This is a genomic window from Streptomyces sp. NPDC104761 (assembly GCF_055583445.1).
Genome location: NZ_JBVJNZ010000001.1, coordinates 373,452 through 391,857 on the forward strand (window position 1 = coordinate 373,452; position 18,406 = coordinate 391,857).

General features: G+C 72.0%; 15 protein-coding genes. 8 read left to right on the forward strand and 7 right to left on the reverse strand.

What is annotated here, in order from left to right:
- Window positions 1-38: 38 nt before the first annotated feature.
- Window positions 39-854: an alpha/beta fold hydrolase gene (locus ACZ63F_RS01730; RefSeq protein ID WP_469707702.1), complete on the forward strand. Its 816-nt coding sequence runs from the start codon at window positions 39-41 to the stop codon at window positions 852-854.
- Between the two features lie 201 nt (window positions 855-1,055).
- Here the strand turns inward: ACZ63F_RS01730 and ACZ63F_RS01735 are convergent, their stop codons facing one another.
- Window positions 1,056-2,468 (reverse strand): amino acid permease, encoded by a 1,413-nt coding sequence (locus tag ACZ63F_RS01735; protein WP_469707703.1) that lies wholly within the window; start codon window positions 2,466-2,468, stop codon window positions 1,056-1,058.
- 60 nt (window positions 2,469-2,528) lie between these two features.
- Complete coding sequence (locus tag ACZ63F_RS01740; RefSeq protein WP_469707706.1) at window positions 2,529-3,479, reverse strand: LysR family transcriptional regulator; 951 nt, start codon at window positions 3,477-3,479, stop codon at window positions 2,529-2,531.
- 102 nt (window positions 3,480-3,581) lie between these two features.
- Here ACZ63F_RS01740 and ACZ63F_RS01745 point away from each other — a divergent pair, with 102 nt between their 5' ends.
- On the forward strand, window positions 3,582-4,829 hold the full coding sequence (locus tag ACZ63F_RS01745; RefSeq protein WP_469707708.1) for an MFS transporter: 1,248 nt from the start codon (window positions 3,582-3,584) through the stop codon (window positions 4,827-4,829).
- Here the strand turns inward: ACZ63F_RS01745 and ACZ63F_RS01750 are convergent.
- Window positions 4,765-5,220 (reverse strand): universal stress protein, encoded by a 456-nt coding sequence (locus ACZ63F_RS01750; RefSeq protein WP_469707709.1) that lies wholly within the window; start codon window positions 5,218-5,220, stop codon window positions 4,765-4,767. The genes ACZ63F_RS01745 and ACZ63F_RS01750 overlap by 65 nt on opposite strands.
- Before the next feature lie 201 nt (window positions 5,221-5,421).
- Here ACZ63F_RS01750 and lysX point away from each other — a divergent pair, with 201 nt between their 5' ends.
- Together lysX and ACZ63F_RS01760 are read left to right on the forward strand one after the other, a co-directional pair.
- Complete coding sequence (gene lysX, locus ACZ63F_RS01755; protein WP_469707711.1) at window positions 5,422-8,694, forward strand: bifunctional lysylphosphatidylglycerol synthetase/lysine--tRNA ligase LysX; 3,273 nt, start codon at window positions 5,422-5,424, stop codon at window positions 8,692-8,694.
- 116 nt (window positions 8,695-8,810) lie between these two features.
- Window positions 8,811-9,647 carry a polysaccharide deacetylase family protein gene (locus ACZ63F_RS01760; protein ID WP_469707712.1) on the forward strand — a complete coding sequence of 279 codons (837 nt, stop codon included), beginning with the start codon at window positions 8,811-8,813 and terminating at the stop codon, window positions 9,645-9,647.
- 28 nt (window positions 9,648-9,675) lie between these two features.
- On the opposite strand, the gene ACZ63F_RS01765 is transcribed toward ACZ63F_RS01760, so the two are convergent.
- On the reverse strand, window positions 9,676-10,350 hold the full coding sequence (locus tag ACZ63F_RS01765; protein ID WP_469707714.1) for a class F sortase: 675 nt from the start codon (window positions 10,348-10,350) through the stop codon (window positions 9,676-9,678).
- 335 nt (window positions 10,351-10,685) lie between these two features.
- Here ACZ63F_RS01765 and ACZ63F_RS01770 point away from each other — a divergent pair, with 335 nt between their 5' ends.
- Window positions 10,686-11,453 (forward strand): hypothetical protein, encoded by a 768-nt coding sequence (locus ACZ63F_RS01770; protein WP_469707715.1) that lies wholly within the window; start codon window positions 10,686-10,688, stop codon window positions 11,451-11,453.
- Window positions 11,454-11,518: 65 nt separating this feature from the next.
- Here ACZ63F_RS01770 and ACZ63F_RS01775 read toward each other — a convergent pair whose 3' ends face one another.
- The 3 genes from ACZ63F_RS01775 to ACZ63F_RS01785 all read right to left on the reverse strand — a co-directional run bounded on the left by ACZ63F_RS01775 (window position 11,519) and on the right by ACZ63F_RS01785 (window position 13,427).
- Complete coding sequence (locus ACZ63F_RS01775; RefSeq protein WP_469707717.1) at window positions 11,519-12,307, reverse strand: hypothetical protein; 789 nt, start codon at window positions 12,305-12,307, stop codon at window positions 11,519-11,521.
- 196 nt (window positions 12,308-12,503) lie between these two features.
- The gene (locus tag ACZ63F_RS01780; protein WP_469707720.1) at window positions 12,504-13,268 is read right to left on the reverse strand and encodes a bestrophin-like domain; all 765 of its coding nucleotides are present in this window, start codon (window positions 13,266-13,268) and stop codon (window positions 12,504-12,506) included.
- A 30-nt stretch (window positions 13,269-13,298) separates the two neighbouring features.
- Window positions 13,299-13,427, reverse strand: coding sequence for a hypothetical protein (locus ACZ63F_RS01785; protein WP_351955512.1), 129 nt, complete (start codon window positions 13,425-13,427; stop codon window positions 13,299-13,301).
- A 724-nt stretch (window positions 13,428-14,151) separates the two neighbouring features.
- Between ACZ63F_RS01785 and ACZ63F_RS01790 the strand changes: the two genes are divergently transcribed.
- The 3 genes from ACZ63F_RS01790 to ACZ63F_RS01800 all read left to right on the forward strand — a co-directional run bounded on the left by ACZ63F_RS01790 (window position 14,152) and on the right by ACZ63F_RS01800 (window position 18,403).
- The gene (locus ACZ63F_RS01790) at window positions 14,152-15,120 is read left to right on the forward strand and encodes an SCO0930 family lipoprotein (protein WP_469707722.1); all 969 of its coding nucleotides are present in this window, start codon (window positions 14,152-14,154) and stop codon (window positions 15,118-15,120) included.
- 329 nt (window positions 15,121-15,449) lie between these two features.
- Window positions 15,450-16,262 carry an SAM-dependent methyltransferase gene (locus tag ACZ63F_RS01795; protein WP_469707723.1) on the forward strand — a complete coding sequence of 271 codons (813 nt, stop codon included), beginning with the start codon at window positions 15,450-15,452 and terminating at the stop codon, window positions 16,260-16,262.
- Window positions 16,259-18,403: a putative bifunctional diguanylate cyclase/phosphodiesterase gene (locus ACZ63F_RS01800; protein ID WP_469707725.1), complete on the forward strand. Its 2,145-nt coding sequence runs from the start codon at window positions 16,259-16,261 to the stop codon at window positions 18,401-18,403. Before ACZ63F_RS01795 ends, ACZ63F_RS01800 begins: the two co-directional genes overlap by 4 nt.
- Window positions 18,404-18,406 lie beyond the last annotated feature (3 nt).

Sequence of the window (18,406 nt, forward strand, 5' to 3'; positions counted from 1 at the left end):
GGTTGTCAAAGTTTCTCGACGATGACACCTTGGTTGTCATGAATGCTGCTGCGGACGTCCGCTTCTTCCCGTCCTTTGACGGCGACCTCGCCTACCTCGACACCGGCTCCGGCGACCCGGTGGTCCTGCTCCACTCCGGGTACGTCGACCACCGCTTCTGGTACCGGCAGATCCCGGCGCTCGCCGCCGAGTACCGGGTGATCGCCCCGGACGTGCGCGGCCACGGCTTCTCCGCCAACGCGAGCGAGCCGTTCCGCTGGGCCGACGACCTCGCCGCGCTCCTGCGCCACCTCGACGCCGGGCCCGCCGTCCTCGTCGGCGTCTCGATGGGCGGGGTGATCGCCACCGACACCGTGCTGGAACACCCCGAACTGGTCCGCGCGGTGGTCACCTGCGGGGCGGCGACGGGCGACTTCCGGTACACGGACCCCTGGCACACGGAACTCCAGGCCGAGTACGCCCGCACCCTGGGCGCCGGTGACGTCGAGGGCTGGCTCGACGCCTTCGTGAAGGTCGTGGCCGGCGAGCACCGCACCCTCGACGCCGTCGACCCGGAGATCCCGCGCCGGCTGCGGGAACTGGCCCTGCACACGATCTCCAAGCACACGCCCGACGAGCCCGACCGGCTGGTGCGCGTGGCCGCCTCCTGGTCACGGGTGCCGAAGATCGACGTCCCGGTGCTCACGGTCAACGGCGGCCTGGAACCCGCCGACCTGCTCGCCGCCGCGGAGCGCCTGGCCCGCGAGGTCCCGAACGGGCGCGCCGAGATCGTCGAGGGCACCGACCACTACCCGAACCTGGAGAAGCCCGAGGAGTTCAACGCCCTCCTGCTCGGCTTCCTCCGCGGCCTCTAGGGCCTGTCTGACAATTCCCGTCGTCGCCCGGAGGGCGGCCTCGCGGCGTCAGGTGCGTGCTCTCGGTGTGCCGGGCCCTGGCCCACGTACTGGACGTACTTGGGTCAGGGCCCGGTGCGGCGAGAGTGCGTGCATGGCGTCGTGAGGCAGGCGGGAATTGTCAGACAGGCCCTAGGCGGGCCCAGCGCCCCGGCAAAGCGGTCAGCGCCCGGCCAGCCGCGACCTCTTGTACGAGTAGCCGAAGTAGATCACGCACCCGATCACGAACCAGACCGCGAACCGCACCCAGGTCTCCCACTTCAGGAACGTGATCAGCCAGATCGAGAAGACACCACCCAGCGCCGGCACGAACGGCATCCACGGGGTACGGAAGGTGCGCGGCAGCTCCGGCTGCCGGTAGCGCAGCACGATGACCGCCGCGCACACCACCACGAACGCCAGCAGGATGCCGATGTTGGTGAGCTCGGCCGCCTCGCCGATCGGCACGAACCCCGCGAGCAGTGCCGAGGCCACCCCGACGATCCAGGTCACCCGGGTCGGCACGTGCCGCGTCGGGTGCGTCTTCGCGAACCAGCCGGGCAGCAGTCCGTCCCGCGACATCGAGAACCAGACGCGGGTCACACCCAGCATGAACGTGAACATGACGGTCAGGATGCCGATGATCGCGCCCACCGCGATCACGTCGGCGAGACCGCTCAGCCCCACCGACTTGAACGCTGTCGAGAAGCCGCTCTCCGGGTCGATGTCCTTGTAGTTCTGCATGCCCGTCAGGACCAGGCAGGCCGCCACGTACAGCACCATCGAGATCGCCAGCGAGTAGATGATCGCCTTCGGCATGTGCCGCTGGGCGTCCTTCGACTCCTCGGCCGCCGTCGACATCGCGTCGTACCCGAAGACCGCGAAGAACACGGTCGCCGCGCCGGTGAACGCGCTGCTGACGCCGAACGGGAAGAAGGGGTGGTAGTTCGGCGTGCTGATGTGGAACACCCCGACGCCGATCACCAGCAGCACCACCAGCACCTTGAGCACCACCACGAACGTCTCGAAGCGGGCCGCGCTGCGGATGCCGAGGTTGAGCAGATACGCGATGAGGAGACAGAGCAGGGCGGCGAACAGGTCGACCCGGTGGCCGTGGCCGGTGCCGGGCGCGCCGAGCATCCAGTGCGGCAGGTTCGCGCCCATCTCCTCGACCAGGAAGCTGAAGTACCCCGAGATGCCGATCGCGACCACCGCCACGATCGCCGTGTACTCCAGGAGCAGGTCCCAGCCGATGAACCAGCCCGCGAACTCGCCGAGCACCGCGTAGCCGTACGTGTACGCCGACCCCGCCTTCGGGATCAGCCCGGCGAACTCGGCGTACGACAGCGCGGCGCAGGCGCTCGCCACCCCGGCGATGAGGAACGAGACCAGGACGGCGGGCCCGGCCGTCTCGTTGGCGACCGTGCCCGCGAGCGTGAAGATGCCCGCGCCGATGATGCCGCCCACGCCGATCGCGGTGAGCTGCACAAGACCGAGCGACCTGTCGAGCCGGGCGCCCTCGGTGACCTCGGTCTCCTCGATGTGTTCGATGGGTTTGCGACGGAGAATTCCTTCACCCATACGGAGCTTGGCCATGTGCCTCACCTCTTCGCCGATCGCGAACGGCTGACGGCCGATCATGATGGCCCAGGGGCCTCAGGGACGGAAGACGCCACGCACGGTCTCGGCCCAGCCCGGCGTCCAGGTCCGGGCGGCGGTGCGCGGCGGGCGGGTCCCGACGAGATGGGCGCGCAGGGCGGCGAGCGCCGGGTGCGGGTTGGCGGTGGCCCAGAGCAGGGAGTGGGGGTAGAGGGGGGTCGGGTCGAGCAGCGGGATCCGGCGCAGGTCGTGGCCGTCGGGCCAGGTCAGCCTGGTCTGCTCGGTGACCAGGGTCGCCACGGTGCCGGAGGCCGCGAGGGCGTCCTGCAACGCCCCGGAGAAGTTGGCGCCGGAGGAGTCGATGGCGAGTCCGAACTCGGCGGCGAGGTCGGCGTAGTACGCGGCCCACTCGGTGCCCGCCACGATCCCCGGGATCCAGATCCGGTGCCCGGCCAGCTCCGCGGGCGTGACCGAGGCCCGGCCGGCCAGGGCGTGCCCGGGACCGGTGAGCAGCTGGACCGGATCGTCGCACACCCGGACCGCCTCGACACCCCTCGGCAGCGGCCGGCCCGGCATGGCGACCGCCCGGAAGGACGCGTCGATGGCGCCGGAGCGCAGGGCGGTCAGCGCCGACTCCACGTCGAAGAGGGTGACGACGTCCAGGGCGAGGTCCGGGTGCGTCTCGTGGAAGCCGCGCAGCAGCGCTGCCGGGGCGAGCCGGGCGCCGACCACGTCGACCCGCAGCGGGCGCCGGCCCCGCCGTACCGAGGCGGCCGCCCGCTCCTCGGCCAGCAGCAGCTCGCGGGCGGGCGGCAGGAAGGCCCGGCCGTCGGCGGTCGGCTCGGCACCCCGCGCGGTCCGGGTGAACAGCCGCACCCCCAGCTCCTTCTCCAGCGAGGCGATCCGCTTGGACACGGCCTGCTGGGTGACCCCCAGCACCGCCGCGGCCTCCTGGAACTGCCCGGAGTCGGCCACGGCGACGAAGGTGCGCACGGCGGTGAGGTCCACCTCCACACCGTACAACCGATGGTTGTGGCGGCGGGCCTGAAGGTTGTTTGATCCGGCAGCCACCTGCGCGTTTTCATGTCCCGGGTCAACGGGAGGTTGTGCATGGGGCGGCGGTTCGGGTGGCTGTGGGCCGCGTACTCGGTGAGTGCGCTCGGCACCTGGCTCGCCTTCGACGCGTTCTCGGTGATCGCCGTCATCGCGCTGCACGCGGGACCGGCCGAGGTGGCGCTGCTCGCCGCGGCCGGCCCGGCCGTGGGCGCGGTGGCCGCGCTGCCGCTGGGGCCGTGGGTGGAGTTCCGGCGCAAGCGGCCGGTGATGACGGCGATGGACCTGATCAGGTTCGCGGCCCTGCTCACCGTCCCCGCCGCCTACGCGCTCGGCGCCCTCGGCCTCGGCCAGCTGCTGCTTGTCTCGGTGGTCGTCGCGGCCGCCGACATCACCTTCAACGCGGCCTCCGGCGCCTTCCTGAAGTCGCTCGTCCCGGCCGACCGGCTGCTCACCGCGAACGCACGGTTCGAGTCCACCAACTGGACCGCGCTGGTCCTCGGCCCGCCCCTCGGCGGCGCCGCGATCGGCCTGTTCGGGCCGGTGACGACCGTCGCGGCGAACGCGGTCAGCTTCCTGCTGTCGGCGCTGGGCATCCGGGCCGTCGGCGGCGGCGAGCCGCGCCCCGCACAGCGGGAGGTGCAGCGGCTGCGCGCCGCGGACCTGCTCGACGGCTGGCGGCACATCCTCACCAGCCCCGCCCTGCGGCCCCTCTTCTTCAACAGCCTCGCCGGCAACGCCCTGATCATGGTCGCCGCACCCCCGCTGGCGGTCCTCATGCTCGGCCGGCTCGGCTTCACCCCCTGGCAGTACGGCCTCGCCTTCGCCGTGCCCTGCCTGGGCGGCCTCCTCGGCGCCCGGGCCGCCCGGCCGCTGGTCGCCCGGTACGGCCAGTGGCGGGTGCTGCGCGCCGCGAGCGCCCTGCGTGCCGTCTGGCCCCTCGGGCTGGCCTTCGTCGGGCCCGGGCTGCCAGGACTGCTGCTGGTGATGGTCCTGGAGCTCGGGGTGATCACCTGCTCGGCCGTCTACAGTCCGGTCTACGCCACCCGCCGCCTGGAGCACACCCCGGACGACCGGGTGGCCCGCACCCTGTCCGCGTGGTCGGTCACCGGCAAGGCCACCACGGCCGCCCTGACCGCCCTGTGGGGCCTGCTGGCGAGCCTCACCGGACCGCGCACCGCGATCGCCCTGGCCGGCCTCCTGCTCCTGGCGACCCCGCTGCTGCTCCTGCGGGAGACCACTACGGCACGACCGTCACCGGCCACCGTCCCGCCTTCACCAGACGGATCGCGACCGAGCCGATGAACCGGTGCCCGGCCTGCTCGGAGGCGCCCACCACGACCGCGTCGGCCTTCAGTTCGTCGGCCGCCTTCACCATGCCGCTGTAGGCGTCGCCCCGGAAGGTGTGGAACTCCCAGCGCACCTCGAATATCCCCTTGAGCCGCTCGGCCGCCTCCCGGATCTGCCCGATCAACTCCTCCGCGATCTCGTCCGTGGTCTCCGCCACCGGCGCCCCGAGCGCCGCGCCGGCCGCCAGGACCGGCTGGACGTACACGATGGCCAGCAGTGCGTGCTGTCGCCGGGCCAGCCCCGCGGCGTAGGAGGTTGCGCGCCACGAGGAGTCCGAGCCGTCCATACCGACCACGATGACCTTGGGGCCGTCCGTGCCCCGCTCGAACTGGTGTTGTTCCGCCACGATCCGAGGCTATCGGAATACGCAGGTCCGGTCAGTGCCCGGGGCCTCCCGCCGGGTTCACCGTGCGCCGTACGGGTGCGGCCAGCGCCCCTTCAGGGGCGCGGGGAACTGCGCGAGCAACCACCCACCGGCCCGCAGCCGCCCGACGGCCGCGGGCGGCTCGACGGGCGGGCCCGGCGGGCTCTTCCTACAGTCGGAGACATGAGTGCCGCCGTGCAGCCCGCCACGGGCAGAGAGCCGGCGGGGCCGATACGCCCGCCTCGCGGCGGGCGGCTGACCTGGGTGCCCGAGGCCTTCGGGACGTTCTTCGGCGGCCTCGCCCTGCTGTGCGCCCTGCTCTCCTTCATCGCCCCGCTGCGCGTGCTGCTCCACCCGGTCGTGCACTTCGTCGACGCCGTCGTGGTGCCCGTCAGCCCCAACCTGGCCTACGCGGTCTTCCTGTTCCTGCTCGGCGGCGCCACCGCCGCCCGCAAGAAGGTCGCCTGGTGGCTGGTGGTGATCTACCTCGGCCTGCTGGTGCTGGCCGACGTCCTGACCGTCGCCTTCGGCTTCGGCTGGTACCCGTTCAGCTCACTGGTGGTCTGCGGACTCGCCCTGGCCCTGCTGATCGTGGCCCGCCGGGAGTTCTACGCGGCCTCCCGCAGAGCCGCCGTCCGCCGCGCCCTCGCCGTCCTGCTGATCGGCCTGCTCGTGGCGATCCTGGCCGGCTGGGGTCTGGTCTCGCTCTTCCCCGGCTCGCTCCCGCACGGCCAGCACCTGGCCTGGGCCGCCGACCGGGTCTGCGGCGGCCTTGTCTCCGGCGGCAGCTACGGCGGCCGTCCGCCCCGCTTCGTCGCGTTCCTGCTCGGCCTCTTCGGCGCCCTCGCCCTGCTCAACGCCGCCGCCACCCTGTTCCGTTCGCAGCGCCTCGAAGCGGCCCTGCACGGCGACGAGGAGACCCGCATCCGCGCCCTCCTCAAGGCCTACGGCGACCGGGACTCCCTCGGCTACTTCGCCACCCGGCGCGACAAGGCCGTGGTCTTCTCACCCAGCGGCAAGGCCGCCGTCACCTACCGGGTGGAGGCCGGGGTCTGCCTGGCCAGCGGCGACCCCGTCGGCGACCCGGAGGCCTGGCCGCACGCCATCGCCGCCTGGCTGGACGTGGCCCGCAGGCACGCCTGGGTGCCCGCGGTGATGGGCGCCTCCGAGGACGGCGCCAAGGCCTACGTCCGCGCCGGGCTCGGCGCCCTGCAACTCGGCGACGAGGCGATCCTGCACGTCGCCGACTTCGACCTGGGCGGCCGCGAGATGCGGGTCACCCGGCAGGCCGTCAACCGCGTCCGGCGCACCGGTGCGACCACCCGCATCCACCGCCACGCCACCCTCACCGAGACGGAGATGGAGGAGGTCGTCGACAAGGCCGACGCCTGGCGCGACACCGAGACCGAGCGCGGCTTCTCCATGGCCCTGGACCGGCTCGGCGACCCCGCCGACGGCGACTGCCTGCTCGTCGAGGCCGTGTCCGAGGACGGCCGGCTGCTCGCCCTGCTCTCCTTCGTGCCCTGGGGCGGCGACGGCATCTCCCTGGACCTGATGCGCCGTGACCGCGCCGCCCCCAACGGGGTCATGGAGTTCATGGTCGCCGACCTGTGCGAGGCCGCCCCCAAACTGGGCGTGCGCCGCATCTCGCTGAACTTCGCCGTCTTCCGCTCGGTCTTCGAGGAGGGCGCCCGCATCGGCGCCGGACCGGTGCTGCGGCTGTGGCGCCGGCTGCTGCTGTTCTTCTCCCGCTGGTGGCAGCTGGAGGCCCTGTACCGCTCCAACGCCAAGTACCGCCCCGAGTGGTACCCGCGCTTCCTCTGCTACGGCGAGGCCGGCTCCCTCGCCCGGATCGGCCTCGCCTCCGGAATCGCCGAGGGCTTCGTCTCCGTACCGTCCCTGCGCAAACTCTGGGGAAAGGGGCACCCGCAGACCGGACCGCGGCCCGTCGAGGCGCCGCAGTCCGCGCCGGTGCCCGGTGTCGACGGAGGGGACGGAACCGGGCCCGGCGCGCCGGACGCCGGCCTGCCGGACCAGTTCCGGGTCCGGCGCCGCAAGCTGGAGCGGCTGCGGGCGGCGGGCGCCGACCCCTACCCGGTGGCCACCGGTCCACCGCCCCGTGCCCTCGCCGAGGTGCGCGAGGGCGAGACGGCCACCGTGGGCGGGCGGGTCATGCTGGTCCGAGACTTCGGCGGCATCGTCTTCGTGACGCTGCGCGACTGGTCCGGCGACCGCCAACTGGCCCTGACCCGCGACGGGTCGGGTGCCGCCCTCGACCGGTTCACCGCCGACACCGACATCGGCGACCAGATCACCGCGACCGGCCGCATGGGCGTCAGCGACCGGGGCGAGCCGACCCTCTTCGTCACCGACTGGCAGCTCACCGCGAAGTGCCTGCGCCCGCTGCCCGACAAGCACCGCGGGCTCGCCGACCCCGAGGCCAGGGTCCGCCGCCGCTACCTCGACCTCGCCACCAGCCCCGCCGCCCGCACCGTCGTCCGTACCCGCTCCACCCTCGTGCAGGCGCTGCGCCAGGGACTCCTGGACCGGGGCTACCTGGAGGTCGAGACCCCGGTCCTCCAGCAGATCCACGGCGGCGCCAACGCCCGGCCCTTCACCACCCACAGCAACGCCTACGACCTCGACCTGCACCTGCGCATCGCCCCCGAGCTGTACCTCAAACGGCTCTGCGTCGGCGGCCTGGAGAAAGTCTTCGAACTCGGCCGGACCTTCCGCAACGAGGGCGTCTCCCACAAGCACAACCCCGAGTTCACGATGCTGGAGGCCTACCAGGCGTACGCCGACTACGACGTGATGCTCGACCTCGCCCGCGAACTGGTCCAGGGCGCCGCGACCGCCGCCTTCGGCACACCGGTGGCCCGCAGGGACGGACAGGAGTACGACATCTCGGGCGCCTGGCCGGTCCGGACCGTGTACGGGGCGATCTCCGACGTGCTGGGCGAGGAGATCGGCCCCGGCACCGAACTGCTGCGGCTGCACCGGCACTGCGATCGGACCGGGGTGCCGTACACCGCCGACGACGGGCCCGGCGACGTGGTCCTGGAGATGTACGAGCGCCTGGTGGAGGAGCGGACCCGGCTGCCCACCTTCTACAAGGACTTCCCCACCGACGTCTCCCCGCTCACCCGGCAGCACCGCACCGACCCCCGGCTCGCCGAGCGCTGGGACCTGGTCGCCTTCGGCACCGAACTGGGCACCGCCTACACCGAACTGACCGACCCGCTCGAACAGCGTCGTCGGCTCACCGCCCAGTCGCTGCTCGCCGCCGGCGGCGACCCCGAGGCGATGGAGCTCGACGAGGACTTCCTCGACGCCCTCGAGTACGCGATGCCTCCCACCGGCGGACTCGGCCTCGGCGTCGACCGGCTGGTCATGTTCCTCACCGGCCTGACCATCCGTGAGACGCTTCCCTTCCCGTTGGTCCGCCACCGCTGACGCTTCTTGGCCTTTTCTTACCGAAACCTTTTGTTGCTGGTCCGTGCGGGTGCTTTCCCACCGCCGCACCGGTGTTGATGTGCTGCGCCGGAGTCCTGCCGGGCGAGTGATGAGTCATGCAGAAGGATCAGTTGTTCACCCGGCGCCGGCTGCTCCTCGCCGGCGGCGCCGCTCTGGGAGCCGCGGGCACCGCGGGCATCGTGCTGGCGGGCAGCGCCGCGGAGACGGCCGGCGGGGCGGCCGCCCCGGCCGCGGGCCCGCAGGCCCGTGCGGCACTCAAGTCCTCCGCCTTCCGGCTCCAGCCGCTCACCGGGTACGGGCCGCCGCGCACCGCGCCGCGCAAGCTCAAGGTCCGCACGGAACCCATCACGGAGATCTCCCGCAGCGGCCGGCGCATGATGCTCACCTTCGACGACGGCCCCAACCCGAACTACACCCCGCACATCCTGGACACCCTCGCCAAGTACGACGTGCGGGCGATGTTCTTCCTGTGCGGGGAGTGCATCGTCGTGAACCGGGAACTGGTCGCGCGGATGGCCGAGGCGGGCCACGTCGTGGGCAACCACACCTGGACGCATCCGCTGCTGACCACCCTGAACCGCCGTGCGATCCGCGACGAGATGACGAGTACCAGCGACGCCATCGAGGACACCTACGGCGAACGCCCGCAGTGGTTCCGCGCCCCCTACGGCGCCTGGAACCGCGCCGCCTTCCAACTCGGCGCCGAGATGGGCATGGAGCCGATGGCCTGGACCGTGGACAGCACCGACTGGACCGAGCCGGGCACCCGCACCATCGTCGACACGATCGAGAACGGCGCCGCCCCCGGTGTCGTGGTCCTCTCCCACGACGCCGGGGGCGACCGCTCGCAGAGCGTCAAGGCCCTGCGCGAGTACCTGCCCTACCTGCTGGACAACGGCTACCACCTGACCGTGCCCCGCCGCCGGACCTGAACGGGCCCACGCCCGCCGGGTGGCGGCCTCAGCGGGCCTCGACCAGGCGGGCGAAGACCACGACGTTCCCGTCGTAGCCGTTCTGCTTCGAGAAACCGCCGCCGCAGGTGATGACCCGCAACTCCGGTGTGCCCTTGGAGCCGTAGACCCGGTCGCCCGGGAAGCTGGCCTTCGCGAAGACCTCGATTCCGTAGATCTCGAACACCGCCGTCCGGCCGTCCTGGCGGTCGACCTCGATCCGGTTTCCCTTCTTCAGGGCACCGAGCCCGTAGAAGACGGCCGGGCCCTTCGTGTTGTCGACATGGCCCACGACGACGGACGTGCCCTTTTCCCCGGGCGAGACGCCACCGCTGAACCATCCGGCCAGGTTCGGGTCGTCCGGCGGCGGCGCCGCGATCCAGCCGTCCGTGTCCAGACCCACCGGCATCACCGGCGCGTCGACCCGGATCGCCGGGATCCTGATCCGGTCCGCCGCGGCGAACGGCAGCGCGGCCGGCGCCGTGGCGAAGGTGCCCGGAACCGTGATACGGCTGTCAGGTGCGGCGGCCGAGGCCGGCTGCGGCGGGCCGACGTCGAACTCTCCCGAACCGTTGCGAATGAGCGCCAGACCGGTCAGCAGAACGAGCGCTATCACGCCCCAGGGGGCACGCTTCCTCCGGCGCTCCTCCTCTTCGGCGAGCTCGGAAAGTTCGGACGCAGACATTCGCCATCCCCTCTCGACGCGGCCGCGCTCGGGTCCGTATCACGCATGGGAAAAAGCTAAGTCCCCCACGCGCGTGCGGCGACGGGGCGACGGGCGAACGGGTGGCCCGCGGGTATTCGGGTGCGCCATCCGAGTTGCCGTTCTCAGGATTTTTCTGACGGTCCGTGACCTGCGGCAATATCTGATTGTGCGCTTTTCGTTCGGCGTGTCCCCTCACCAGGACGGACCATTCTCGAAATGCGGGCGTGTTCCGGGCAACTGAGGGTCTATTCGGGAGGTGCTTTCTCGCCGATCCACCGGGGACCGTTCCCGGGGCGCCTTCCGCGGAGGAAGAGATGCGAAACTCACGTGCGCTGGCGGCCGCGTGCACCGTGGTCGCCGTTCTCGGCGCCGCCGCCCCCGTGGCCGTCGCCGACGGCCTGGGCAACCCCGGCGGCCCGCCCAACACCCAGGCCCCGGTCGTCGGTGGGGCGGGCGTCGCCCCCGGGACCGGAGTCGGCGGGGTCGGCGTCGGTCCGGGCGTCGGCGGGGTCGGGGTCGCCCCCGGCGTCGGCGGTTTCGGCGTGGCCCCCGGGATCGCGGTCCCGGGCGTCGTGGTCCCCGGATACGGGGTGGGCGGGTTCGGCGACCGGCGTTTCGACAACGGCAACCGCGGCCGGGGCGACGACGGCCGCTTCGACGACTTCGACGACCGGGGCGACCGGGGCGACGGCGCCCGCGACATCGACGTCCAGCCCCGGTCGATCGCCACCGGCCAGCGGATCACCGTCACCGTCAACAACTGCCGCAGCGGCACCATGACCTCGCGCGCCTTCCGTACGACATCGCTGTTCCCGTTCGGCGGCGACATGGCGCGCGGTGTCGCCACCATCGACCGCAACGCCAGCCCCGGCCCGTACGACCTGACCGTGCGCTGCGACGGACGCACCCTGCTGCGGCGGGACGCGTTCTTCGTGCTCGGCGGCGTCCACGGCGGACTCGGCGGCAGCGTCTCCAGCGGGGCCACCCCCGCGGACATGGCGATCGGCGGCGGCCTGGTGGGTGCGTCCGTGCTCGCCGGCTGCGGGTTCTGGCTGCGCCGCCGGGGCGAGAAGCGGCTCTGAGCCGGCGGGTCCGTGTCCCGGTTCCGCGGCGGACCGGGACACGGACCCGCCCGGCCGCACCATGATCAGGCGCCCTCCTCGTCGCCGGCGTGTCTGCGCGAGCGCCGGTACGCCGTACCGACCGACAGCGCGACGAGCGCCGCACCGAAGCCGATCTCCCCGAGATCGAACCCGCCGACGCTGCCGCCCTCACCGGCCTGCACACCCCGCCCGGGCGGCAGGGGCTGCGGGTTGAGCGCCTGGCGGCTGCCGGAACCGGCGGTGTCCGCACGGCCGTCGGCCACACCGTCGGCGCGACCGTCCGTACCGCTGCCGCTGTGCGTCATTGCGTCCGTACCGCCGTCGGTGCCGCTGTCCGCGTGCGCATCGGTACCGCTGTCCGTACCTCCGCCGGTCCGCCCGTCGGTGCGCGCGCTTCCCACGCCGTTCCCGTCGCCGTTCCCGGCCGCGTGCACGGCGTCCCGTCCGGCCGGCGTGCTGCTCGCGATGGCCAGCTCGGTGGACGCGCTGGTGCCGTCGCAGTTGAACGTCACCCGGTACGACGACTGCGACTTCGCCGTCCGGTCGACCGTGGCCGTCCCCGAGTCCTGTCCCGACGGGATGCGGACCGTGTCGAAGAGGCCCGAGGTGACCGTCGCCGCGCCCCGGCAGCCACTGCCGCGGTCCAGGTGCAGGCTCACCCGGCCGCCCGCCGTGACGGTGGTGGGCGTGACCCGGAAGCCGAAGGACGTGTCACTGGCCCGGCCGCCGTCCCGGCCGCCGCCGGCCGTGTCGCTCGCGAGGATGACCGGGGCGCAGAGGGCGAGGGCGCCGAGGCCCAGCAGGGCGGCCGAGGCAACGCGTATCGCGCGCATGGTGGTTCCTCCGGTCCCCGAGGAGCGGCATGCGGACCTGTTCCGCCGGCGCCGGAAATGCACCTCGATGATCGGAACGCTAGAAACCTCCGCACATGCGCGCGAACGCTGTAGGGCGAACGAGGGACCTGGGGCGGCCGTCCGGGGGACACGGGCGGCGTGGCGCGCCGCGGCACGATGTCCCCCGGTGTGCCCGCTACCCCTTGAGGTGCGGGAAGAGGTTCAGGAACGGCTGCGCCGTCGCCGTGATCCCCCGGCTGTACGGTTCGTCGAAGTCCCAGATCAGGAACAGCATGAAGGTGATGGTCGCGGTGAACAGACCGGCCAGGACCAGCTCGCGCCGGGAACGCCTGATCTGCAGCGCGAAGACCATGCCGATGGTGACCGCCGCTCCGGTCAGCAGGCCGATCCACACCACGCTCGGCATGGTCGCCCCGGTGGAGTCGGCCCGGGAGCTGCGCGCCTGGTCGAGCGCGGCCACCTGGTCCACCAGCGGCTGGTAGGCCTGCGCCTGGAAGTCGGTCTTCGGCTCGTAGTCGGTGACGTCCTGACGGATCTGCGCGAGCAGCTCGGCACCGTGCTGGGAGAGCCGCCCGTGGTCGGCCATCTCCTTCCATTCCTTGTCGACCACCTGGGCGGCGTAGGCGTCCACGTCCGCCCGGATCCGGTCACGCGTGTCCGGCGGATACACCCGCACCCGTTCGTAGATCTCGTGCAGCGCCTGCGCCTCCGCCTGCACATGGTCCTGGGCGGCGCTGCGGGCCTCCCACACCCCGGCCACCGCCAGACCGAGGACGATGGCGTAGATGACGCCGATCCACATGGTCATGTACTCGATGACGTCCGGCGTCTCGGAGGGATCCTCGTCCTCCGCCGCCCTCTTGTCACGGACGAGGGTGATGATGACGACCACGACAACGGCCGCGAGCATCGCGAGGACGAGAACAAGCCAATCCGGCAACGGAAGCCTCCAGGTTCGGTGGGTCGGCCGTCAGCGCGCGCGGAACGCGGCGACGGCGATGATCGCGGGTACGGCGATGAGCAGGACGTAGGTGACCGGAGAGGTGCGGTTCGGGGCCGTCGCACCGGCCGACCGGACGTGGTACGGCGGGTAGGTCACCGGGGTCGGCGAGGGCCGCGGGGTGGGCTTCGGCGACGGGGTGGGGGCCGGCTTCGGCTTGGGCCGCGGCGCCGGTGGCGGGCTGGGGGTGGGCGTGGGCTTCGGGGCCGGTGCCCGCCGGGGTGGCGGCGGGGGTGCCGGGCGCGGCGGTTTCGGGGTGGGCGTGGGCTTGGGTTTCGGGGTGGGTTTCGGCGGCGGGGTGGGTGTCGGAGTGGGCGTGGGCGTCGGGGTCGGCGTGGGGCAGGGCGGCTCGGTGGGCACCGGGCACGGCGGGGGAGTGGGCCAGGAGCCCCCGGCGACGGCCACCGCGTGGATGCCGTCGGGGCCCGTCGAGGCGGAGGCGCAGGCGTCGGCGGACGCCGTGCCGGCCGGGCAGCCCGCCAGGGCCCACGTCAGCGTCAGCAGGGCCAATACCCTGGGGACGGGCGCGAGTCTGGTCACTTCGGGTGCATGCACGACGGAGATCATGGGGCGTCGGGCGCCGTCGCACGCCGGAGTACCGGGTGATTGGCCCGAACGGGGGACATGTGACGTAAACCGGTTTGAATCACACCGCACCGCGAATGGCTCGAAGCGTATGCCCGTGCGGGACACGGTCCGCGGCCACAGTGTCCCGAAAGAAATTTGTGCGGTCGTTGAACACTTCGGCCCCCGGCATCCGTACCTGGTGTCGTGCGGCGGCGCAGAGGCGCTGCAATAACCAGGCGATTATGGGGAGTTGACGATGAAGACCTCGTGGAGGAGCGCCTCGCTGGTGGCCACGGCCGCGGGGGTGATGGTGTTCGCGACGGCGTGCGGTCAGGACAACACGACCACTCCGTCCTCGGCGGCCCAGAACGTCGGTGCCACGGCGCCGGCCGGCATCGGCAGCATCACCAACCCCTCTGCCTCCACCGGGGCGGCCAACGGCTACGGCGCCGACGGCAGCCAGGCCTCCAGCTCCCCGGCCGCGGTCGCGCCCGCCGGCAAGCTGACCGTTGCCAGCAACCCCGACCTGGGCAAGGTGCTGACCGACGGCAGCGGCCTCACCCTCTACCGTTTCGACGCGGACACCGCCAATCCCCCCAAGTCGAACTGTGACGGCGACTGCGCCACCACCTGGCCGCCGGTGCCGGCCGACGACGCCACGGCCGGTGCCGGCATCGACAAGTCGCTGCTCGGCGAGGTCACCCGCTCCGACGGCACCAAGCAGCTGACCGTCGCCGGCTGGCCGATGTACCGGTACGCCAAGGACGTCAACGCCGGTGACGTCAACGGCCAGGGCGTGGGCGGCAAGTGGTTCGCGACCGCCCCCGACGGCAAGAAGGCCACGCTGGCCGACCTGCCCGGTCTGTCGGTCCGCAAGGACGCCAAGCTCGGCGACATCATCGTCGACAAGAACGGCATGACGGTCTACCGCTTCATCAAGGACAAGGCGTGGCCCAAGGTGGTCTCGAACTGCACCGGCGACTGCCTCGTGAAGTGGCCGGCCGTCGCCGAGGTCGCCTCCAGCGACACCAAGGGCATCGTGAAGAAGGGCCTGATGGGCTTCACCCGTCCCGACGACGGCGCCAAGCAGCAGACGGTCAACTGCTGGCCCATCTACACCTTCTCCGGGGACACGAAGGCCGGTGACACCAACGGCCAGGGTGTCGGCGGTACCTGGTACGCCGTCTCGCCCGAAGGGAAGCTGGTCGGCGCGCCGAGCAACTAGCCGTCACCTCACCAGGGTTGACCGCCCGCCCCCTCCGCACCGCACGGAGGGGGCGGGCTTCTGCGCGTCCCCGGGTACTTTGGGCGCCCCGCTGCAGCGCGTCCCGAAGGGGCGCGGGGCCGTGCCGATATGCGGCTCCGCCGCGTGGGCGCGAGCAGCCACGAACCACCCGCACCCGACGAACAAACCGAACGCCCCCCAAACCGCACACCTGAATTCCCAGGCAGTGACCGGGAACGGATGGTCAATTTCCGTTTCGGCTACCCCCGTTCGCGGGCGATCAGTAGCCTCAGCTCGAACACCGGATCGTCTCAGCCTTGGAGAGATACATGGAGCGTCCCGCCTGGGCCCCACGGAGCATCGACATCTCGGTGCCGAGCGTTTCGCGTATCTACGACTTCTACCTGGGCGGTTCGCACAATTTCGAGGTCGACCGGGAAGCCGCCCGCAAGGCGCTGACCCACCTGCCGGGACTGCCGAAGATCATGCAGGCCAACCGCGCCTTCATGCGCCGCGCCGTCCGGCACGCGGTGGACACCGGCATCGACCAGTTCCTGGACATCGGCTCCGGCATCCCCACCTTCGGCAACGTCCACGAGGTCGCACAGGCGGCGCACCCCGGCGCGCGCGTGGTGTACGTCGACCACGACCCGGTGGCCGTGGCGCACAGCAACGCCGTCCTCGCGGGCAACGAGGACGCGGACGTGGTCGCCGCCGATCTCCGCAAGCCCCACGAGATCCTGTCCAGCCCTCAGGTGGAGCGCCTGATCGACCTGAATCGGCCAGTGGCGTTGCTTCTCGTTGCCATACTGCACTTCGTGGAAGACGCGGACGACCCGTACGGGGCAGTGGCACAGCTGCGCGACGCACTCGCGCCCGGCAGCCTGCTTGTTCTCACGCATGCCTCGTACGAGGGAATCCCGTTGCCTGCCGAGCGGGCCGAGGGCGCGGTGGACGTATACAAGGACATTCGCAACCCGCTGATCATGCGCTCACGCGACGAGATCGCAAGGTTCTTCGAGGGGTACGACATGGTGGAACCCGGACTGGTGCCGATGCCGCACTGGCGGCCGGAGTCGGCGCCGGAGGACGAGGATCCGTTCGCCTTCTCCGGATTCGCCGGCGTGGGGATCGCGGCGTGACCGCGGAGCCGGGCGGCCCGGAGGACAGACTGCGCAGGTTCGCGACGATCTGGAGCCGGGCGGTGTTCCCGGTCACCTCGACGTCCCTGACCCGCCCGGAGTTCGAGGAGCAACTCCTCCCGCTGGCCCGCCGGCTGAGCGAGATCCTGCTGGCGCACGGCTTCGACACCGACGAGGCCCGGCAGGTGGGCGCCGCGCTCATCGACGCGCACTGCACCGACCCCGAGGCGCTCACCCGCTCCCTCGACTGCGTCGACGCCTACCTGGTCCTGTACTGCGGCGAGGACGGCCCCCAGGACGAGCTGCGGATGCGGTCCTCGCGGATCCAGCACGCGATGGCCGCCGGATTCGCCCAGGCGCTGCGCGAGCGCACGCTGGCCGAGCAGGAGGCCATCGCCCAGGCCGCGTTGCGCGCCCAGGGCGTGGTCGCGCAGGCACTGCACGCCAGCGAGGCCCGCTTCCGGGCCGTCTTCGAGGGCGCGGCGATAGGAATCGGCATCGCCGACCTCGAAGGCAACGTCCTCCAGGTGAACGGCGCGCTGCTGCGCATGTTCGGCGGCTCCGAGCAGACCCTGCGCGGGCGCAAGGTCAGGGAGTGGGTGCATCCCGAGGACGCCCCGCAGACCTGGCGGCTCTACGAGGAGCTGGTGCGCGGCGACCGCGAGCACTACCACGTCGAGAAGGCCTTCAACCGCTCCGACGGCACGGTCCTGTGGACCAACCTGACGGTCTCCCTGCTCCGGGACGCGGACGGCGAACCGCAGTACCAGCTGGCCCTCATGGAGGACACGACCGAGCGCCGGCTGCTCAACCTCCGGCTGCGCTACGAGGCCACCCACGACGCGCTCACCGGCCTGCCCAACCGCACGCTGTTCTTCGAGCGCCTGGAGAAGGCCCTGTCGGCCGGTGAGGGCCAGCGCTTCGGCCTGTGCTACCTCGACCTGGACGGCTTCAAGACCATCAACGACAGCCTCGGCCACTCGGCCGGCGACCGGCTGCTCGTGGAGGTCGCCGACCGGCTGCAGTCCTGCGCGACCGCGCCCGGCGAGATGGTCGCCCGGCTCGGCGGCGACGAGTTCGTGGCCCTGACCACGGGACCTGCCACCCAGCGCGAGGTCGACGACCTGGCCGACCGCATCATGAACGCCCTGGTCACGCCCATCAGCATCGACGGACGCGAACTCATGGTCCGCGGCTCCATCGGCATCGTCGAGGGCCCGGCGGGCGAGCGCACCCCGGCCGAGGTGCTGCGCAGCGCCGACATCACGATGTACCGGGCCAAGTCGGCGGGCGGCAACCGCTTCGAACTGGCCGACCCCGAGGCGGACGCCCGCGCGATCACCCGGCACGGCCTGACCACGGCACTGCCGGCCGCCCTGGACCGGAACGAGTTCTTCATCGAGTACCAGCCGCTGGTCCACCTCGGCGACGGCAGCGTCCGCGGCGCGGAGGCCCTGGTCCGCTGGCTGCACCCGCAGCACGGCGTACTCGGCCCCGACCGGTTCATCCCGCTCGCCGAACACACCGGCCTCATCGTCCCGTTGGGCCGCTGGGTCCTGGAGGAGTCGATCCGCCAGGCCCGCGAGTGGCGAGAACGCTACGGCGAGCACGACGGCGCCGGCCCACTGCGGATCAACGTGAACCTCTCCCCGTGCCAGCTCTCCCATCCCGGCCTGGTCCAGGACACGGTGGACATCCTGGAACGGACCGGGGTGGCCCCCGACGCCCTCTGCCTCGAGGTCACCGAGTCCGCCCTGATCGGCGCCGACGACGACCTCCTCAAGCCCCTGCGGCGCCTCGCCGAGATGGGCGTGGACATCGCCCTGGACGACTTCGGCACCGGTTACTCGAACCTCGCGAACCTGCGCCGCCTGCCGGTGAGCATCCTCAAACTGGACCGCTCCTTCACCCAGAGCATGCAGCAGTTCCCCGCGGATCCGGTCGACCTCAAGATCGTGGAGGGCATCGTCACCCTGGCCCACAGCCTGGACCTGGCGGTCACGGTGGAGGGCGTGGAGACGGGTGCCCAGGCGGAGCAGCTCCGGATACTGGGCTGCGACACGGCCCAGGGCTGGTACTACGCCCGCCCGGGCCCGCCGGAGCGCCTGCACGAGCTGGCCCTGGTGGACGCCACGGGCTGACCA

Bases quoted from the DNA above. Each gene is read 5' to 3' on its own strand.
- ACZ63F_RS01730 (WP_469707702.1), top strand. From the start codon at position 39: ATGAATGCTGCTGCGGACGTCCGCTTCTTCCCGTCCTTTGACGGCGAC.
- ACZ63F_RS01735 (WP_469707703.1), bottom strand. From the start codon at position 2,468: ATGGCCAAGCTCCGTATGGGTGAAGGAATTCTCCGTCGCAAACCCATC.
- ACZ63F_RS01745 (WP_469707708.1), top strand. From the start codon at position 3,582: ATGGGGCGGCGGTTCGGGTGGCTGTGGGCCGCGTACTCGGTGAGTGCG.
- lysX (WP_469707711.1), top strand. From the start codon at position 5,422: ATGAGTGCCGCCGTGCAGCCCGCCACGGGCAGAGAGCCGGCGGGGCCG.
- ACZ63F_RS01760 (WP_469707712.1), top strand. From the start codon at position 8,811: ATGCAGAAGGATCAGTTGTTCACCCGGCGCCGGCTGCTCCTCGCCGGC.
- ACZ63F_RS01765 (WP_469707714.1), bottom strand. From the start codon at position 10,350: ATGTCTGCGTCCGAACTTTCCGAGCTCGCCGAAGAGGAGGAGCGCCGG.
- ACZ63F_RS01770 (WP_469707715.1), top strand. From the start codon at position 10,686: ATGCGAAACTCACGTGCGCTGGCGGCCGCGTGCACCGTGGTCGCCGTT.
- ACZ63F_RS01775 (WP_469707717.1), bottom strand. From the start codon at position 12,307: ATGCGCGCGATACGCGTTGCCTCGGCCGCCCTGCTGGGCCTCGGCGCC.
- ACZ63F_RS01790 (WP_469707722.1), top strand. From the start codon at position 14,152: ATGAAGACCTCGTGGAGGAGCGCCTCGCTGGTGGCCACGGCCGCGGGG.
- ACZ63F_RS01795 (WP_469707723.1), top strand. From the start codon at position 15,450: ATGGAGCGTCCCGCCTGGGCCCCACGGAGCATCGACATCTCGGTGCCG.